Annotated in this window: 14 protein-coding genes; 1 reads left to right on the top strand and 13 read right to left on the bottom strand. The window is 71.6% G+C overall.

Features of this window, described 5'->3' with window-relative positions:
• Nucleotides 1–56: 56 nt before the first annotated feature.
• From ITJ69_RS13395 to ITJ69_RS13340, 13 genes are all read right to left on the bottom strand, one after another.
• Nucleotides 57–1,226, bottom strand: coding sequence for an ABC transporter permease (locus ITJ69_RS13395; RefSeq protein ID WP_194672989.1), 1,170 nt, complete (start codon nt 1,224–1,226; stop codon nt 57–59).
• Between the two features lie 17 nt (nt 1,227–1,243).
• Nucleotides 1,244–1,984, bottom strand: a complete 741-nt coding sequence (locus tag ITJ69_RS13390; RefSeq protein ID WP_194672988.1) for an ABC transporter ATP-binding protein — start codon at nt 1,982–1,984, stop codon at nt 1,244–1,246.
• The gene (locus tag ITJ69_RS13385) at nt 1,981–3,042 is read right to left on the bottom strand and encodes a peptidoglycan-binding protein (protein ID WP_194672987.1); all 1,062 of its coding nucleotides are present in this window, start codon (nt 3,040–3,042) and stop codon (nt 1,981–1,983) included. Before ITJ69_RS13385 ends, ITJ69_RS13390 begins: the two co-directional genes overlap by 4 nt.
• Nucleotides 3,039–3,566 carry a hypothetical protein gene (locus tag ITJ69_RS13380; protein ID WP_194672986.1) on the bottom strand — a complete coding sequence of 176 codons (528 nt, stop codon included), beginning with the start codon at nt 3,564–3,566 and terminating at the stop codon, nt 3,039–3,041. The genes ITJ69_RS13385 and ITJ69_RS13380 overlap by 4 nt, the downstream gene beginning before the upstream one ends.
• A gap of 47 nt (nt 3,567–3,613) precedes the next feature.
• Nucleotides 3,614–4,780 carry a sensor histidine kinase gene (locus ITJ69_RS13375; protein ID WP_194672985.1) on the bottom strand — a complete coding sequence of 389 codons (1,167 nt, stop codon included), beginning with the start codon at nt 4,778–4,780 and terminating at the stop codon, nt 3,614–3,616.
• On the bottom strand, nt 4,777–5,430 hold the full coding sequence (locus ITJ69_RS13370; protein WP_131881221.1) for a response regulator transcription factor: 654 nt from the start codon (nt 5,428–5,430) through the stop codon (nt 4,777–4,779). The genes ITJ69_RS13375 and ITJ69_RS13370 overlap by 4 nt, the downstream gene beginning before the upstream one ends.
• Nucleotides 5,431–5,436: 6 nt before the next feature.
• Nucleotides 5,437–5,559 carry a hypothetical protein gene (locus ITJ69_RS20760; RefSeq protein WP_260154542.1) on the bottom strand — a complete coding sequence of 41 codons (123 nt, stop codon included), beginning with the start codon at nt 5,557–5,559 and terminating at the stop codon, nt 5,437–5,439.
• Nucleotides 5,560–5,614: 55 nt separating this feature from the next.
• Nucleotides 5,615–6,169, bottom strand: coding sequence for a DUF2231 domain-containing protein (locus tag ITJ69_RS13365; protein ID WP_194672984.1), 555 nt, complete (start codon nt 6,167–6,169; stop codon nt 5,615–5,617).
• Between the two features lie 89 nt (nt 6,170–6,258).
• Complete coding sequence (locus ITJ69_RS13360) at nt 6,259–8,427, bottom strand: ATP-dependent Clp protease ATP-binding subunit (protein ID WP_194672983.1); 2,169 nt, start codon at nt 8,425–8,427, stop codon at nt 6,259–6,261.
• 53 nt (nt 8,428–8,480) lie between these two features.
• Nucleotides 8,481–9,881 (bottom strand): MFS transporter, encoded by a 1,401-nt coding sequence (locus ITJ69_RS13355; RefSeq protein WP_194672982.1) that lies wholly within the window; start codon nt 9,879–9,881, stop codon nt 8,481–8,483.
• A gap of 115 nt (nt 9,882–9,996) precedes the next feature.
• Nucleotides 9,997–10,284 (bottom strand): twin-arginine translocase TatA/TatE family subunit, encoded by a 288-nt coding sequence (gene tatA / locus ITJ69_RS13350; protein ID WP_123293839.1) that lies wholly within the window; start codon nt 10,282–10,284, stop codon nt 9,997–9,999.
• Nucleotides 10,285–10,455: 171 nt separating this feature from the next.
• A complete protein-coding gene (locus tag ITJ69_RS13345; protein WP_131921348.1) occupies nt 10,456–11,952 on the bottom strand; it encodes a sugar transferase in 1,497 nt (498 codons plus the stop codon).
• A 112-nt stretch (nt 11,953–12,064) separates the two neighbouring features.
• Nucleotides 12,065–14,806 carry a glycoside hydrolase family 2 protein gene (locus ITJ69_RS13340; RefSeq protein ID WP_194672981.1) on the bottom strand — a complete coding sequence of 914 codons (2,742 nt, stop codon included), beginning with the start codon at nt 14,804–14,806 and terminating at the stop codon, nt 12,065–12,067.
• Between the two features lie 256 nt (nt 14,807–15,062).
• On the opposite strand from ITJ69_RS13340, the gene ITJ69_RS13335 reads away from it, so the two are divergent.
• Nucleotides 15,063–15,482, top strand: coding sequence for a pilus assembly protein CpaE (locus tag ITJ69_RS13335; RefSeq protein WP_131847075.1), 420 nt, complete (start codon nt 15,063–15,065; stop codon nt 15,480–15,482).
• The last annotated feature ends 41 nt before the right edge of the window (nt 15,483–15,523 follow it).

The following is a 15,523-nucleotide window of genomic DNA, read 5'->3' as shown; positions in this document are numbered from 1 at the left end:
GGCCCGGTGCCGGTCCCGCAGACCGGCACCGGGCCTCCCGGATCACCACCACGGCCTCAGACGGCCGCCAGAGCGGACGTCGGTGGGATGCGCGCCGCGCGCGCTGCCGGGTACCACCCGGACGCACCGCCGATCACGACGGTCGCGCCGAGCCCGCCGCCGACGGCCCACAGCGGGATCGCCACCGGCCATCCCTGCGCCAGGGCGAAGGCGACCGTGACCCCGACCCCGATCACCACACCGGCCACCCCGCCCAGGAACGACAGCAGCAACGACTCGACGAGGAACTGGTCGCGGATGTTCCGCCGCCGCGCTCCGAGGGCTCGCCGCACCCCGACCTCGGCACGACGTTCCAGCACGGTGATCACCATCGTGTTCGCGACGCCGATGCCGCCGACGAGCAGGGCCACGCCGCCGATGCCGACGAGCAACCCGGTGAACGAGTCGTCGGTGGCGTCCTTCGCGGCGAGCGCGTCGGACGGCCGGGTCACGCCGACGTCCTGCGGGGACCCCGGGCTGATCGCATTCGCCAGGATGTCCCGTGCCGGTGCGACTCGCGACGGGTCGACGCGGGTGTAGACGGCGGTCGGCGCCCCGTCGAACCCGAGCTGCCGGGCGAGGCCGCGGGGGACGAACACCTGGCTGTCCAGGTCGTCGGCGAGCGCGATCGGCTCCAGGATCCCGACCACCTGCACCCACTGCCCGCCGATCCAGACGCGGCTGTCGGCACGGACCCGGTCGATGCCGAGTGCCGACGCGGCGGCCGCACCGAGCACCACCTGCGGCGGAGCCACGACCGAGTCATCGATCCAGCGCCCGGACCCGAGCTCGCCGCCGAGCACGCGCGGCACGTCGCCCCAAGCCGCCATCACGTCGATGCCCTTCGTCTCCGGCGGCGGGATGAACTCGTTGCGGTAGACGGCCGCGTCGACCACGGTGCCGACCGCGGCAGCCGACTGCACGTCGTCCTGGCGGAGTGCCGACTCGAGTGCGGTGGACGGCAACGGCGGCACGTCGCCGAACCCCTGGGCCTGCGTGGCGGTGAGCACGTTCGTGCCGAGGGCGTCGAGCACCTGGTCGAGCTTCGCCTTGCTCGACGACGAGATCCCGACGACGGCGATCATCGCGGCGATGCCGATCGCGATGCCGAGCGCCGACAGGACGACACGGCCGGGTCTGGTGCGCAGCCCGAACACCCCGAGCCGGAGCAGGTCAGCGGCACCCAAGCGTCCTCGCACGCCGGTCACCGGCCACCACCGATGGCGGCGGCGATGTCCGCAGCGGACTGGTGCGGCCCAGCCGGCCCGACCGCCGAGTCGTGCTCCACCAGACCGTCACGCATCCGGACCTGCCGCGGCAACGAGGCTGCGAGGCCCAGGTCGTGCGTGATGACGAGGACCGTGGTGCCGGTGGCGTTCAACGCACGCAGGAGCGTCACGATCGCCGTACCGGAGGCGGAGTCCAGCGCGCCGGTCGGCTCGTCGGCGAGCAGGATCGTGGGGTTCCCGACGATCGCGCGGGCGATGGCCACGCGCTGCTTCTCACCCCCGGAGAGCTGGGTCGGGCGGTGGTCGGTGCGGTGCCCGAGGCCGACTCGTTCCAGGGCCTCGTGGGCGCGTCGGCGCCGTTCACGTCGCCCGGTCGCCGAGTACAGGAGCCCGTCGGCGACGTTCTCCGCCGCGGTGGCACCGGCCTGCAGGTGGAACTGCTGGAACACGAAGCCGACGTGCTCGGCTCGCAGCGCGGACAAGGCGTTGTCGGACATGGTCGCGACGTCGTTCCCGGCGATCGACACCGAGCCCTGCGTGGGACGGTCGAGGGTCCCGACGATGTTGAGCATCGTGGACTTGCCGGACCCGGACGGACCGACGACCGCGACGAGCTCCCCGGCGGCGACGTCGAGCGTCACCCCGCGGAGCGCGCCGACGTCGCCGTAGGTCTTCGTGACCTCGCGCAGGGCGAGGACCGGCCCCGTGCCGCTCATCCCGGCACCACCACGCGGTCGCCTTCCGCGACCTTCCCGGTGATCGCGATCCGGCCGTCGGCGATGAACCCGGGGGTCACGGGAACCCGCTTCGTCGTGCCGTCGCGCCGCACCACGTCCACCGCGTACGCGCCGTTCCCCGTCGTCACGAGTGCCGCGACCGGCACGGAGAGGACGTCCTTCTCGGTGGCTCCCGCGGCGTCGATCTGCGCGGACGCCGCAGCTGGCAGCCGTCGCGAGCCGGGGTCGAACGCGACGGACACGTCGACCTTGGACCCGGCGTCGTCTCCCGAGCTCGGTTGGACGTCGGTGACCTCGCCCGTCATCGGTGCCCCGGCGCCGTTGATCCTGACCCGCACCTCCGTGCCGACCGCGAGCCGTTCGGCGTCGCGCTGTGAGACGGTGGCGACGACGATGCGCTTCGTGCTCGTGACGGAGAGCACGTCACCGCTCCCTCCCTCCGCCGGCTGGCCGAGCTTCCCGTCGACGGTCGCGACACGCACGTCCCCGTCGACGAACGCGATGTCCGCCGAGGTCAGCACGCCGGTGACCTCCTGCCCCCGGTCCTCCTGCCACTGCCGCACGGCGCGCTGCGTCCGCGGGCCGAAGGAGTCGTCCTGCGCGACGTCGTACCCGAGCGCGGCGAGGTTGTCGTTGAGCTGCTGCACATCGGTGCCCGTCAGCCCGCGTTCGAGCGAGCGCCACATCGGCACCGTGCCGTGCATCGCCCGCACCCCGCGCTCGTCGACCGCGTACAGGAACTCGTCGCTCCTGATGACCTGCCCGGGCGCGGGGAGCCAGGTCAGCGTGCCCGAGGCGGCGCCGGGGACCCCGGTGTCCGTGCCGTACCCGAGGGTCCCGGCGAACACCTTCGAGTCCGTCAGGTCGCCCTTCGTGACCGCGGCGGTCGGGTGCTGCTGCTTCCCGGACTCGGCTGCTGCCGAGGACGGCGCAGCCTGCAGGTCGATGAACGACCACGTGCCAGCGCCTGCGGCGAGCACCGCGACGAGGCACGCGCTCGTGACGAGCGCTCGACGCCTGGTCAGGACGGTGGTCACGGCTGCACCGTCGTGTTCGAACCGGAGCTGCCGCCCTTGCCCAGGACCTCGTCGAAGCACGTCGACGACGCGTCCTGGAATGCGTCCTGGTCGTCGGGCCGGTACGTGGACATCGCATCGTCACCATCGGGGAAGTCGGCGAACCCGTTCTCACGGATGCACTCCGCGATCTGCTTCCGCTGTTCCGGCGTCCCGGCGGGCTTCGCCGCCTGGAACCCCTCACCGGCTCCGGCGTCGCCCATGCACTCCTGCAGGTCCGCCTTCCACTGTTCGTCGTCGATGCCGTCGGGAGCCGACAGGGACAGGGTGTTCCCACCCGACGACGGATCCGGCATGTCGTACCCGTGGTCACGCATGCAGGACGCGAGCGAGGCCCCGGCCCCCTTGCCGCCGCCCGAGGCCGTGTCGGTCGAGTCGGTCGACGGCGCTCCGGAACAGCCGGCGAGGAGGCCGGGCAGGAGCACGACGGCTGCGGCGACGGCGACGATGGTGGTGGTGGTGGAGTGTTTCGTGGATGGCTTCATGGGACCAGCACAGCGGACCCGGTGTTTCGTCTCCGGTACGCGTGGGGTCACACCGACGAAACGTCGATGCGCAGGCCGCCCTCACGGCGCGCGGTGACGACGAGTCGCCACCCGTGCGCGTGCACGATGGACGCGACGATCGACAGGCCGAGGCCGCTGTGCCGGCCGCCGGAGGCGACCTCGGGGCAGCGTCGGAACGGTTCGACGAGCAGTGGCGCGACCTCGTCCGGCACGACCGGCCCGGAGTTCTCCACGACGAGGCCGTCACCGCGCGTGGTGACGCGGACGAAGCCGCCGGCTTCGTTGTACTCGACGGCGTTGCCGACGAGGTTGACGAGCAACTGCCGGACGAGCATCGGCTCACCGGTGATGGTGGGTCTGCCAGGAGGCGCGGCTCGGCCCTCGTGGGTGATGGTCACGCCCGCCTCGTGCGCACTCCGGGCGGCTCCCGCGACGACCTCGTCGGCGATGGCCACGAGGTCGATCGGCGTCCCGACGCCTGCGAGCCCTCGATCGGCCTCCGCGAGCACGAGCAAGGACTCGACGAGGTGCTCGGTGCGCCGGTTCTGCGCGAGCAGTTCCTCGCGCACCACTCGGACGTCATCGGCGCCGGCACCGTCGTGCAACCCGATCTGCATCGCGGCACGCTGGACCGCGAGCGGGGTCCGGAGTTCGTGCGACGCCTGCGCGACGAACCGTCGCTGGCTCTCGAACGCGGTCTGCAGCCGGTCGAGCAGGTCGTCGACGGTGCCGGACAACCGTCGGAGTTCGTCGTCCGGGCCCTCGAGTGCGATGCGTTCGTGCAGGTTCGACGCCGTGATCCGGTTCGCCGTCGCGGTGATCCGGTCGATCGGTCGGAGCATGCGCCTGCTCACCAGCCACCCGACGCCACCGGCGACGAGGCCCGCCCCGGCGATGCCGATCGCGGACCACTGCCACTGCTGCACGGCGACGAGCCGGACCACCGCGACCGTGGTGGAGGGTGGTGCGTCGTCCGCTGCCGAGCGCTCGCCGATCGGCACCGGCGAGGCGGTCACGAACGTCTCCGCCGGGGAGGCACCGCGGATCGCCGTCGTGTCGAGACCCGCACCGACCCCGGCCAGGGACATCACGTTCGAGAACACCACCACCCCGGTGGCGAGCGCCATCGCCGCGAGCGCGAACGTCAGCGCCGTGCGGGCCCGGATGCTCCAGGTCCGCCGGAGCCGTCTCACAGCGCGTAGCCCTCGCCCGGGACCGTCCGGATCGGATCGGGGCGGCCGAGCTTCTTGCGGAGCTTCGACATCGTCACCCGTACGGCAGCGGTGAACGGGTCGATGTTCATGTCCCAGACCTTCTCGAGCAGTTCCTCGGCGGAGACGATGCGACCGTCGGCTCGCAGGAGCGCCTCGAGCACCCCGAGTTCCTTCGAGGTCAGGTCGAGCGGTCGGCCGTCACGGGTGACCATCCGACGGTTCGTGTCGAGGACGATCCCGACGCGTTCGAGCACGGGCGCGACCGGGGCCACGCTGCGCCGACCGAGCGCGCGCACCCGGGCGACCAGTTCCGGGTACTCGAAGGGCTTCGCGAGGTAGTCGTCCGCGCCGAGTTCGAGCCCGTTGACGCGGTCGGTCAGGGTCGCCGCCGCGGTGAGCATGAGGATGCGGGTCAGGCTGCCGCGCGACGCCAGCCGACGTGCGACCTCGTCGCCGTGCACCCCCGGGACGTCACGGTCGAGCACCACGACGTCGTAGTCGTTCACCGCCAGCAGTTCGTCGGCGTGGTCGCCGCGGTAGGTGACGTCGACGGCCATGTCCTGCCGCGACAGGCCCTTCGCGACGAGGTCGGCGAGGGCTGCTTCGTCATCGACGACCAGGACCCGCACGGCCGGCTACGCGGCGGTGAGGTCGAGTGACACGACCCCCGCCGCCTCGTCGATGTGGACGATGAACTCGAGGCCGCCGCGGGCGGGAAGGCCGGTCAGGGGAACGGTGTCGGTACTGAGTCGATCCATGGGACGAGCATTCCACGTACCGCGTTTCGTCCACATAACGTTTCCGTATCAGTGGTCACGCGTCGAACGGCACCTCACCGTGGTCGCTCACGCCGGCACGCTGGCGGTACGCCAGGTGTCCGCCGAGGTACCCACCCACCCCCACGACGCCGAGCGCGGCGAACCCGAGCAGCTTGCCGGCGCCGTGGTTGCCGTTCTTGCGCTGCCACCACGACAGGCCGTACAGCGAGATGCCGACCCAGTTGACGGCCTGGTGCACCCATCCCGTGCGCAGCTGCTCGCGGTCGAGTTCGGACCAGTCCACGTACCCGGCGAGGCTCGCACTGCCGGACGACACCAGGCCGACGCCGACGAGGGTCTTCGCGGCCTTCGCGTTGCCCCTCCCGCCGAAGACGTCGAGCACGGCGGCCGAGATCCAGGCCCCGAGCGGTACCTGCACCATGAGCGGGTGCAGCGGGTGCCCGAACGGCACACCGTGCAGCAACTGCCGCAGGGCCTTCGGCCGGGCGAGGGCGTTCACGACCGAACGGTCGATGTCGACGGCCTTGTCGAGCACGCTCGAGTGCTCGACGGTGTCGGTGAGGCGACGGATCGCGCGGATCTCAGGCATGCCCTGCAGCCAACCCGGGAGGCCCGTGCCGGGTCCCAGGAACCGGCACCGGGCCTCCCGTCGGTCACCCCACCCACCGCGGCCGCCGCCTACTCCTCGACGACCTCCGCCAGCTGGAACGGCTCGACGGTCAGACCGTCGCCGTCCTCGGCGACGTCGACCCGGACGGTGTCGCCGTCTCGGACGTCACCGGACAGGATCGCGCGCGCCAGCTTGTCGTCGATCTGCCGCTGCATGAGGCGGCGGAGCGGCCGTGCGCCGTAGAGCGGGTCGTACCCGCGCTCGGCCAGCCACCCGCGCGCCTCGGGCGTGACCGCGAGTTCGAGCCGGCGGTCGGTCAGGCGTCGGGCGAGCCGGTCGACGTAGAGCGACACGATCTGACCGAGGTCGTCGGCCGTCAGGGCCTGGAACACCACGATGTCGTCGAGGCGGTTGATGAACTCCGGTCGGAACGCCTGCTGCACGAGCTCGCGCACGGCGTCGTCGCGCTGCTCGTCCGTCAGCGTCAGGTCGGTCATGAACTGCGAGCCGAGGTTCGACGTCAGCACGAGGATCGTGTTCCGGAAGTCGACCGTGCGCCCCTGCCCGTCCGTCAGCCGGCCGTCGTCGAGCACCTGGAGCAGCACGTCGAACACCTCGGGGTGCGCCTTCTCGATCTCGTCGAGCAGGATGACGGAGTACGGGCGACGCCGGACGGCCTCGGTGAGCTGCCCGCCGGACTCGTAGCCGACGTACCCGGGCGGGGCGCCGATCAGCCGCGAGACCGAGTGCTTCTCGCCGTACTCGCTCATGTCGATGCGGACGAGGGCCTTCTCGTCGTCGAACAGGAACTCCGCGAGTGCCTTGGCCAGCTCGGTCTTGCCGACGCCGGTCGGTCCGAGGAACAGGAACGATCCGGTCGGACGGTCAGGGTCGGAGATGCCGGCGCGGGTGCGACGGACGGCCTCGGACACGGTGTTCACGGCGGTGCGCTGCCCGATGATCCGGCGCCCGAGCTCGTTCTCCAGGTGCAGGAGCTTCTCGGTCTCGCCCTGCAGCAGCCGCCCGAGGGGGATGCCCGTCCACTGCGCGATCACGGCGGCGATGTCCTCGTCGGTGACGCTGTCGTTCACCATGCGGTCGGCGGACTCGGCCTGCTCGGCGGCCGCGAGCTCCGCTGCGATCCGGGGCTTCTCGGCGTACTCCAGGCGCGACACCGTCGCGTAGTCGGCTTCGCGCTGGGCACGCTGGCTGCGCATGTTCAGGTCGTCGAGCTGCTGCTTCAGCTCACCGATCCGGTTCAGGCTCGCCCGCTCGGCCTGCCAGCGCTGCTCGAGCTCGCCCAGTCGTTCCTCGCGCGTGCGGAGTTCGTTCCGCAGGGTCTCCAGCCGGGCCTTCGAGGCGTCGTCCTTCTCCTGCTTGAGCGCGAACTCCTCGACACGCAGCCGGTCGACGTTGCGCTTCAGTTCGTCGATCTCGACCGGGCTGGAGTCGATCTCCATGCGGAGCCGGCTGGCGGCCTCGTCGATCAGGTCGATCGCCTTGTCGGGCAGCTGGCGGCCGGAGATGTACCGGTTCGACAGGCTGGCCGCAGCGACGAGCGCCGAGTCGTTGATCGTCACCTTGTGGTGTGCCTCGTAGCGTTCCTTGAGCCCGCGGAGGATCGCCACGGCGTCCTCGACGCTGGGCTCGCCCACGTAGACCTGCTGGAAGCGTCGCTCGAGGGCGGCGTCCTTCTCGATGTACTCGCGGTACTCGTCGAGCGTCGTCGCCCCGATGAGCCGCAGTTCGCCGCGCGCGAGCATCGGCTTGAGCATGTTCGAGGCCGCGACGGACCCTTCGCCGCCGCCGGCGCCCATCAGGGTGTGCAACTCGTCGATGAACGTGATGACCTGGCCGTCGGAGTCGTTGATCTCCTTGAGCACGGCCTTGAGGCGCTCCTCGAACTCGCCGCGGTACTTCGCGCCCGCGATGAGCGAGGAGATGTCGAGCGAGACGAGCCGCTTGTCCTTCAGTGAGTCGGCGACGTCACCGGCGACGATGCGCTGCGCGAGCCCCTCGACGACGGCGGTCTTGCCGACGCCGGGCTCGCCGATGAGCACGGGGTTGTTCTTGGTACGGCGGGTGAGCACCTGGCTGACGCGTCGGATCTCGGAGTCGCGTCCGATGACCGGGTCGAGCTTGCCGCTGCGAGCGATCGCCGTCAGGTCGACGCCGTACTGCTCGAGGGCGGTCTTCTGTCGCTCTTGCGAGTCAGGAGCACCCTGGAGGTTCGCCATGCGTTCCGTCCTTTCGTTGCGGTGGTGTTGTACTTGAGTCTACTGCACTCAACTTACGTCGGCGCCGGGAGATTCCGGATCCCGACGGCGCTGACGACCGCGCCGGCCAGCAGGAGGACGGCCATCACGACGACCGCCCGGTGCAGGCCGGCGACGCTCATCTCGCCGCCGAGGACCACGCCCGCGAGCGCCACCATCACCAGGCCGGCGATCCGCGCGATCGCGTTGTTCACCGCCGACCCGACGCCGGCCTCGGACTGCGGCACCGACCCGAGCACGGCGCTGGTCAGCGGTGTCACCATGAGCGCGATCCCGAACCCGATGAGCACGAGCCCGGGGAACACCGCGATCCAGTACCCGTCCGGCTGCGCACCGACCAGCAGCATCAGGAGCGCACCGACCGCTGCCACCGCCGGGCCCGCGGCCATGAACCAGCGCGGCCCGAACCGTCCCGCCAGCCCGCCCACGGACGAGGACACCAGCAGCAGGACCACCGTCGGGGGCAGCGTCGCCAGGCCGGCGAGCCAGGCCGGGAACCCCCAGACCTCCTGCAGGAACAGGGTGACCACGAAGAAGACCATGCTCAGGGCGCCGTAGATCGACAGGGTGGCGAGGTTGCCCACCGCGAAGTTGCGGGCCCGGAACAGCGCGAGCGGCACCAGCGGCGAACCGGTCGTCCGGATCACGTGGAGTTCCCACGGCACGAAGGCCCCGAGTGCCAGGGCACCGAGCACGAGCGCGGTGACCACCACGGGCGCGCCCCACCCGAGCCGCTCCTGCTCGATGAGCCCGAGCACCGCCCCACCGACCCCGACGACCGCCAGCACGGCGCCGACCACGTCGATGCGCGGTCGGATCGCGGGGTGCACGTCACCGGTGATCCGCAGCACGAGCGGGATCGTCACCGCGATCGGGACGGCGGTCAGCACGAAGATCCACCGCCAGCCGACGCTGTCGACCACCAGCCCGCCGACCACGGGTCCGAGGATCGTCGACGCGCTCGACCAGGCGGTCCACGTGCCGATCGCCTTCGACTGCGCTGCCCCGCGGAACGCCGCCACGATGAGGGCGAGCGCGCTCGGGGTCACCAGGGCGCCGCCGACACCCTGGAACGCCCGCGAGACGATCAGGAACTCCCCCGTCGGGGCGATCGCACACGCGACCGAGGCGATCCCGAACACGACGAGCCCCCACGTGATGATGCGCACCCGGCCGAACACGTCCGACAGTGATCCGGCGACGAGGATGAGCGAGCCGAGCGTCACCAGGTACGCGTCGACGGTCCACTGCTGCACGACGAGTCCGCCGCCGAGCTCCTGTCGGATCGCGGGGAGCGCCACGTTGACCACGCTCGAGTCGAGCCCGACGACGAACGACGACAGGATCGCCACCACGAGCACGGTGCGCCGGTCGTCCCGGAGCGGCGCGGTCGCGCGGGGTGCAGCAGTGGTCATGTGCTCATCCTGCGCCCCCTCGGACCGCTGCGCGCCCCGCACGACGAAGCCCCCGCGACCGGAGTGGTCGCGGGGGCTGCCGACAGGACGGGGCTGGGTGTCCTGAGCTGGTGTTCTAGCGCCGGGAGTCGGTGTTCGGCTGCGCGCTCGGGCCGGGGTTCAGGATCGGACCGGCAGCGGGCTCGGCGGGAGCGTTCGGCACGGTGCTGGTCGGGGCCGCGGTGTTCTGCACCGTGGTGTCGCCTGCCTGAGCCTTCTTCTCGTCGTCGGTCATCTCCTTCTTGAAGATGTTGATCGACTGCCCGAGGCCCTTGGCGAGCGCCGGGAGCTTCGTCGCGCCGAACAGCAGGATGACGATCCCGAGGATGATCAGCAGGTGTACGCCGCCGAGGTTTCCGAGCATCATGACTCCTTGATCTGGAACTGGTCGCCGTCCGCAGGTCTTCTTCGACCCACGCGGCGGAAGTCCGTGTTCCCCCCATCGTAACTCTCCCGATCCCCGAAGCCCAGGCCGGGGACCGGAACGGACACCGTTCGCACAGGGAAGGCGCCGGGCCGATCCGCCGCAGCGCCCTCAGTACGCGCCGCGCGACCGGAGCACCGACGGCACCGTCCGGGCGAGGATCACCAGGTCGTGCAGGAACGACCAGTTCTCGACGTAGTGCAGGTCGAGCCGCACACCCTCGGCCCAGTCCAGATCCGACCGGCCGCTGACCTGCCACAGGCCGGTGATCCCCGGGGTGACCAGGAGTCGGCGGTCGGCGAAGTCCTGGTACAGGGCGACCTCGCGCGGGAGCGCCGGGCGGGGTCCGACCAGGCTCATCGCACCGGTGAGCACGTTCCACAACTGCGGCAGCTCGTCGAGCGACGTCTTCCGCAGGAACGCCCCGACCCGGGTGACGCGTGGGTCGTCCTTCATCTTGAAGAGCGGGCCCGCACCCTCGTTCGCTGCCTGCAGTGCGGCCATCCGCGCTTCGGCGTCCACGCACATCGTGCGGAACTTCAGGATCGAGAACTCCGCGCCCCCACGGCCCACACGGGTCTGGCGGAAGAACACCGGACCGCGGTCGTCGAGCCGGATGACGAGCGCGATCACCGCGAGCACGGGCGCCAGCAGCAGGAGACCGAAGCCGGCTCCGACGACGTCGAGCAGACGCTTGCCCGTGCGACGGCGGTAGTCGGGGGTCTCCACGTGCATCAAGGGCAGGCCGTCGACGGGACGCTCGTGCACGCGACCCGCGGCGATGTCCGCGAGGGGCGACGACACGACGAGCTCGACGCCGTGCTCCTCGAGTTGCCACCCGAGGCGGCGCAGTCGCTCGTGCCCGCCGCGTACGGCGCCGGCGACGACGACCGCCGAGACTCCCTCGGAACGAGCCAGCGCGAGGACGTCGTCGATCCCGCTGACCACCGGGACGGACGCCGAACCGAGGTCGATCGTCGCGCCCACCGGCTCGCAGTCGGTCACGACCGCGCGGACCCGGTACCCGGCGCTGGGCGTCGCGGCGATCCGTCGCCCGACGTAGCGGACGTCCTCGGTGTCACCGACGATCAGGACGTCCTGCAACCGTTGCCCGCGAGCACGACTGCGCGCCAGGACGGTGCGGACGGCCTTCCGCCCGACGGCGAGGAAGAGGAGCCCGAGCGGGAAGGCGATGGCCACGTACCCCCGGGCCAGGTCGAGCTGCGCGGCGTACGCCACGACCGCCACCACGGCGACGGCGACCAGACTCGCGGTGACGAGCCGGCGGTACTCGTCACTGCCGATGCCGGCGATGCGTGGGTCGCGGGTGCGGAACATCGACAGCAGGGCCATCCAGACCAGGATGATCACCGGAGCCGTCGCGAACTCGATCCAGCCAGCCTGGGGTCGCACGGCCGACAGCTCCCAGGGGAAGCGCACGACGTGGGCGACCGCGAACGCCAGGACCAGCAGTCCGACGTCCAGCAGGGCAACGGCGGGGGCGAAGCCTCGGCGACCACCCGCGGGTGCCGACGGCGGCGCGGTGGTCGGTGCGGCGGCGGGGGGAACGGTGATGGCAGCGGTGGGTGGGCGCATCGCGAGCGACATGGTGGGGTCCTCCTGTCGACCGGGCCGACGGGAGGTCGACCGGACGCCGGAGTCGTCGGGTCACGACAGCGAGCGGCGCACCACAAAATATATCACTGTGTCGTTCTGTATATCAATGTTCGAGCGCGCGGTCCAGGCTCCACAGGACGGGTTCGGCACGGAGCGCCGGGATGTCGGCCTCGGTCACACCGGTGAGCCGGAAGGTCACCCGCTCCCCGGGCAGCAGGGTCATGAACCCGCGGTCCACCACACCGGACGCGGTCACCCGGTCGGGCTGCACGAGCAGGTCGCGGACGAGCGTCTCGGCTTCGACGGTCAGGTCGAGCCCGCCGTCGACGGGTGTGAACGAGGTGCGGTACCGCGCGGGTTCCCACCGCACGTCGACGTCGGGGCCCGGTGTCCAGACCGCCCGACGCCAGTCCATGTCCGCCACGATGAGCTCCCGCGCGGGGTCGTCGACCACGCCGACGGACTCGGGCAGGGCGACGACGGCGACCCCGGCGGACGACAACCGGACGGGCAACGACGCCTCGGCCAGGATCGTGCCGGCCGTGGTGACCCGTCGCACGCGCACCACGCTGTCGTGGCCGCCGCGCGTGGACCGGACGGCGACCTCGACGGGCGAGGACCCGAACGCACCGGGCGAGACGCCGAGGGACAGGGTGTCCGCCACGTCGCCCAGATCAGCCGTCTCGCCGGCGGAGGCCGAGCGGCCGGGGTGATCCGGGCCTCCCGTCCGATCCGCACCGGACGCGACCGGCGAGGCGGGCGCGACCGCTCCGGAGACCGGTGAGACGGGCGACGACGCCGGCGAAGCAGCCGGCCCGGAGACGGCGGACGGCGCGACCGCCACCCGCGACACGGGACGGATCGTCAGCAGGACGTCGTCGTACAACCGACGCAGCTCGTGCGCGAGCGGCTTCAGCCGCCCCGCCGAGTCGATCGCCGACCACGACGACACCGGCCACAGGTCGTTGAGCTGCCACATGACCACACCCGTGTTGCGCGGCCAGTGCGTGCGCCAGTGCTCGACGCCCGTCGCGATGGCGCGGGCCTGCTGCAGCTGCGTCAGGTAGTGCCACGCATCGAACGAGAAGGGCCCCGTGCCGAACCGGGGCTCGATGCCGCGGGCCAGCTTGCCCATCCCGTCGGCAGCCTTCTGGTGGTGCACGACCCCGGGTGCGTCCTGCGAGAGCACCTCGTCCGCGACCCCGTCCCGCAGCGTCCGCCAGGCGGGCGGCGCCTGCCAGCCGAACTCGGACACGAACCGCGGCACGGATCCGCGGTAGGCGGTGTCCGGCAGGCGGTTCCAGGCGTCCCACGAGTGGTGCGTCTCGTGGTCGACGTCGTTCGCGGGCAGCGACTCGGCGCCCGACCACGGCGAGGCCACGGTGTAGAAGCGCGACGGGTCGACCGCGTCGACGATCGTCGGCAGCAGGTCGAGGTAGTAGTCGAGGCCCCAGCCGCGGTCACCGAGCGAGTCCGCCCAGCCGTCCACGTCGTGCAGCCAGATGTTCTCGTTGTTGCCGTTCCACAGCACCAGCGAGGGGTGCCGCGCGAGGCGGGCGACGTTGTCGCGGGCCTCGGCGATGACCTCGCTGCGGATCGGTTCGACCTCCGGGTACGCCGAGCACGCGAACGGGAAGTCCTGCCAGACGAGCAGGCCGAGTTCGTCGCAGACCTCGTAGAAGTCGCGCGACTCGTACACACCGCCGCCCCACACGCGCACGAGGTTCGTGCCGAGCGAGGCCGCCGCGGTCAGACGGGACTGCAGGCGCGCGCGGTCGACGCGGGAGACGATCACGTCGTCGGGGATCCAGTTCACCCCGCGCACGTCGATCAGCGTCCCGTTGACGTGGATGCCGAAGGGACGACCCATGTCGTCCACCTGCGTGTCGATCCGCGTCGACCGGAAGCCGGTGCGGAACGTGTCGCGGTCGAGCACCTCGCCGTCCACCGTCTGCAGCTCGACGACCACGTCGTACTGCGCCTGCGCGCCGTAGCCGCGGGGCCACCAGCGCAGCGCCTCGGGCACGCGCACGGTGACGACGGTCTCGTCGTCCTTCGGTGTCAGCTGCGCCCGCGACCGCTGCCGCGTCGGCGTGCCGTCCTCCTTCAGACCGCTCACGGTCACGACGAGCACCAGGTCGTCGTCCTCGCCGTCCTGGTCCAGGTCGTTGAGGCCGGAGCGCTCGACGGTGATGTGGGCGTCGAGCACGCCCTCGCCGGCCTCGACGTCGACGAGCGGGCGGATCTCGCGCAGCCGCGCGGTCGACCACCGCTCGATCGCGACCGGTCGCCAGGGACCGCTCGTGACGGCGGTGAGCCCCCAGTCCCAGCCGAAGTTCGAGGCGTTCTTGCGGATGTACGGGAACGGCTCGTCGTACGGGCCCGGCATGCTGCCGGCCTTCGCGGCGACCCGGCCGGCCTCGCGGTACGGCGACTCGAACAGGATCTCGAGGTCCTTCGTCGTCGCGCCGGACCCGGTCTGCACGCGCGCGTCGAAGCGGTAGCGGCGGTGCATGTTCCGGGTCGTGCCCACGACGACGCCGTCCAGGCTCAGTTCGGACACCGTGTCCAGGCCGTCGCAGACCAGGTCGACACGCTCGTGGCCGCGCGGGTCGACGTCGACCGCGGTCCGGTAGGCCCAGTCGGCCCGGCCGACCCACTTCGCCGCCTGCTCGTTCAGGTGGAAGGTCGGGTCCGGCAGCAGGCCCTCCCGCTCCAGGTCGGTGTGCACCTGCCCCGGCACCGTCGCCGGGATGCTGCGTCCCGCGACGCCGTCCGGCGCGCCGGTTCCTCCGGCCATGGTCACGGTCCAGCCGTCGCGGAGTTCCTCGCGTTCGAGGGTCATGCAGGTCCTTCTCTTCGGCGGACGGGGTGTCCGTCGCCTCGGTCGGGACGCCGGCCGGTGGCCCGCCCCGTGGCCGGTTGGTCGGCCTGGAGGCGCGGCACCGGTTGCCCGGGCGTCGTCACGTCGCGCGCGCGATCGGGTGGCGCTCGCGCGTGGGGGTGCTCGGCGATGCTAGTACGGGATGCTTTCGGCAACCTACGTGGTGACAGCGCGACTTCGTGGTGACAGCGCGGTCTCGCGCGTGCAGGGTGGGGAGGTGATCACCGTTGCACTCGCCAGGACCCTCCGCGACGCCGGCCTGCGCTGGCACCCCGAGACGGGCGACCGCTTCGTCATCGACAAGCCCGAGGTGGACGAGGACGTCTACACCGTGTCCGAGATGACCGTCGAACGACACGACTCCCCCACCGGCACGATCCTCGGCTTCAACGGGACGACCGAGTGGGCGCTCGACTCCGTGACCGCGTCGGAGTCGCTCTGGCTGCCGCGTGAGGACCAGTTGCGCGAGCTCCTCGGTCCGTCGTTCATCGGGTTGACCCGGGTGTCGGTGAACGGCCGGATCGTCTACACGGTCACCGCGACGATCGGCGGTGCTGACCGCAGCTTCGCGTCCGAGGTCCCCGCGATCGCCTACGGCCAGGCGCTGCAGGCGTACATCGCCGCTGCGCTGGAGTGACGGACCGCCCCTGTCCCTGGGCTGGGACAGGGGGCGGTCCG

Source organism: Curtobacterium sp. VKM Ac-2887 (assembly GCF_015350935.1).
GTDB lineage: Bacteria > Actinomycetota > Actinomycetes > Actinomycetales > Microbacteriaceae > Curtobacterium.
Note: the sequence above shows the minus strand (reverse complement) of the source record. Positions and strands in the feature narration are given on the sequence as shown.

Coding starts and splice junctions, on each gene's coding strand:
- ITJ69_RS13365 (WP_194672984.1), bottom strand. CDS start 6,169: ATGCCTGAGATCCGCGCGATCCGTCGCCTCACCGACACCGTCGAGCAC.
- ITJ69_RS13345 (WP_131921348.1), bottom strand. CDS start 11,952: ATGTCGCTCGCGATGCGCCCACCCACCGCTGCCATCACCGTTCCCCCC.
- tatA (WP_123293839.1), bottom strand. CDS start 10,284: ATGCTCGGAAACCTCGGCGGCGTACACCTGCTGATCATCCTCGGGATC.
- ITJ69_RS13340 (WP_194672981.1), bottom strand. CDS start 14,806: ATGACCCTCGAACGCGAGGAACTCCGCGACGGCTGGACCGTGACCATG.
- ITJ69_RS13380 (WP_194672986.1), bottom strand. CDS start 3,566: ATGAAGCCATCCACGAAACACTCCACCACCACCACCATCGTCGCCGTC.
- ITJ69_RS13390 (WP_194672988.1), bottom strand. CDS start 1,984: ATGAGCGGCACGGGGCCGGTCCTCGCCCTGCGCGAGGTCACGAAGACC.
- ITJ69_RS13355 (WP_194672982.1), bottom strand. CDS start 9,881: ATGACCACTGCTGCACCCCGCGCGACCGCGCCGCTCCGGGACGACCGG.
- ITJ69_RS13360 (WP_194672983.1), bottom strand. CDS start 8,427: ATGGCGAACCTCCAGGGTGCTCCTGACTCGCAAGAGCGACAGAAGACC.
- ITJ69_RS20760 (WP_260154542.1), bottom strand. CDS start 5,559: ATGGATCGACTCAGTACCGACACCGTTCCCCTGACCGGCCTTCCCGCC.